We start from the raw sequence: 1,418 nt of genomic DNA, 5'->3' as shown, positions 1-1,418 counted from the left end.
GGGCCGCGTCCGTTTGAGTGGTGGTCTTTCGCTTCGTTGCGATGATCAGCTGTCGTTAGTTTAGGCGGCGGTGATCTCGGGGAGTATCACCGCCTCGTCGATGGTGGGGGTGGTCGCGGTGAGCTCGGTCATGGAGGCTTCGGAGAAGTAGCGGCGGTCGGCGGCTTCCCATTCGTCGTGTTGCTCGACGAGGACGGAGCCGGCCAGGCGGAGCAGGGCGGCGTTGTTCGGGAACACGCCAACGACGTCGGTGCGGCGCTTGATCTCCCGATTGAGGCGTTCCAGCGGGTTCGTGGACCAGATCTGTCGCCAATGCCGGGCGGGGAACGCTTTGAACGCGAGGATGTCGTCACGGGCGTCGGTGAGCATCACGGCGGTCTTGGGGTGGACGCGCTCGATCATGCGCACGACTTCGTCGAACTGGGCATCGATGTGCTCGGCGTCGGGTTGGGCGAAGATCGTGCGGATCACGCTGGCGACCATCTCCTGCCGGCCCTTCGGGAGGGCGGTCAGGACGTTGCGCATGAAGTGGACGCGGCAGCGCTGCCAGGCGGCGCCCTGCAACACGGTCGCTGCGGCCTTCTTCAGTCCGGCGTGGGCGTCGGAGATCACCAGCTTCACCCCGCCCAGACCTCGTGTCTTCAACGAGCGCAGGAACTGCTTCCAGAACTCCTCGGTCTCGCTGTCTCCGACATCGAAGCCCAGCACGACCCGCCGCCCGTCAGCGGCGACGCCGATCGCGACGACGACCGCCTGGGACACGACACGGTGGTCGATGCGGACCTTGCAGTAGGTCGCGTCGAGGAACACGTAGGGGTAGGCGATGTCAGACAGCGAGCGGTCGCGGAACGATGCGACCTCGGCGTCGAGCCCTTGGCAGATGCGGGACACCTCGGACTTCGAGATGCCAGTGTCAGCGCCGAGCGCTTTGACGAGGTCATCGACCTTCCGGGTTGAGACGCCGTGGAGGTAGGCCTCCATCACGACCGCGAACAAGGCTTGGTCGACCCGGCGGCGCCGCTCCAGCAGCGACGGGAAGAACGACCCCTGCCGCAACTTCGGGATCCGCAACTCCAGATCCCCAGCCGTGGTCGACAGCACCCGCGGCCGGGAACCGTTGCGGGTAGTCGTGCGCTCGCTCGTGCGCTCGTAGGGGGCGGCGCCGATGAATGCGGCTGTCTCCGCGTCGATCAGCTCCTGGTAGAGCCGCTCGGTCGCGGCTCGGATGCGGTCGGTGGTGCCGGTGAGCTTCAGTTCCCCGAGCAGCTCGAGGAGGGCAGACTGGTCAAGAGCCATCGTGCGGTGTCGTCTTTCTGTGTGAGTTCTTGGTCGTTCTCACTGACCATCGCACGATGGCTCACCCCGTCGCGGTCACGACGCCGCGGGCCCGAAAGACCACCACCCCGCGGGACTCCAGG

The 1,418-nt window shown here is 66.4% G+C and carries 1 protein-coding gene; it reads right to left on the bottom strand.

Translation table 11 applies throughout. From position 1 onward, the window contains the following. Positions 1–60: 60 nt before the first annotated feature. Positions 61–1,296 carry an IS256 family transposase gene (locus LL239_RS17470; RefSeq protein ID WP_046746337.1) on the bottom strand — a complete coding sequence of 412 codons (1,236 nt, stop codon included), beginning with the start codon at positions 1,294–1,296 and terminating at the stop codon, positions 61–63. Positions 1,297–1,418: the final 122 nt, after the last annotated feature.

This window comes from Microbacterium testaceum, assembly GCF_020781835.1.
GTDB lineage: Bacteria > Actinomycetota > Actinomycetes > Actinomycetales > Microbacteriaceae > Microbacterium > Microbacterium testaceum_H.
The sequence above is the reverse complement of the archived record's forward strand: the minus strand, read 5'-3'. Positions and strand labels throughout refer to the sequence as shown.

What these genes read in the sequence shown, in the direction of transcription:
- LL239_RS17470 (WP_046746337.1), bottom strand. Translation starts at nt 1,296, where the DNA reads ATGGCTCTTGACCAGTCTGCCCTCCTCGAGCTGCTCGGGGAACTGAAG.